Consider the following 580-nt stretch of genomic DNA (forward strand, 5'->3'; position numbering starts at 1 on the left):
GGCCGGCGTGGTGGCCAGCCGCTCGGCCAGCGATGCCACCGGCGGCAGGCCGGCTGTGGCAGACAGGCCGGCAAAGTCGCGGCTGCTGATGGGGGAGAAGTAGTTTTTGCGCAGGCCCAGCCGCTGATAGATGGGCAGGTTGTGGGCCAGCCGGCGGCGCTGAAACACGTTGTAGGCGGCGTAGCTGAGCTTGAGGCGGCGCAGAAAGGAAAGCATAACGCAAGCAGAGTTTTCGGAGCCCCAAGGTACGGCAGCGAGAAAGTACCTGGGCGTAAGCTTGGCTAGTTCGGTGCGAACGTATACATTGCCAGCGCAATACTCTTCCGTCTTTCTACCGCAGTGATGATTACCTGGGCCAGTTTCCCCTTCGTGCGCTACACCCCGGCGCTGATTCTTGGCATCGTCGGCTACCTCTACCTGGGCGCCGCCTGGCCCGAGTTGTGGCCCGCCACCGTGCCCCTGGCCGCTATAAGTATCGCGCTGACTTTCTGGGCGGTGCGCCAGCGCCGCCCCGCCGCCACCGATGTTGCCGGGCTACTTTCGCTGCTCACCATCGTGGCCCTCGGCGCCACGCTCACCC

Annotated in this window: 2 protein-coding genes; one reads left to right on the top strand and one right to left on the bottom strand. The window is 64.8% G+C overall.

The window, feature by feature from the left end:
• Positions 1 to 216 (bottom strand): hypothetical protein (locus tag ACYVDE_RS25675; protein WP_460504333.1); only part of this gene is annotated, 216 nt, incomplete at its 3' end.
• Positions 217 to 339: 123 nt separating this feature from the next.
• On the opposite strand from ACYVDE_RS25675, the gene ACYVDE_RS25680 reads away from it, so the two are divergent.
• On the top strand, positions 340 to 580 hold a 241-nt coding region (locus ACYVDE_RS25680), incomplete at its 3' end, for a hypothetical protein (protein ID WP_460504334.1).

This window comes from Hymenobacter agri (assembly GCF_054778495.1).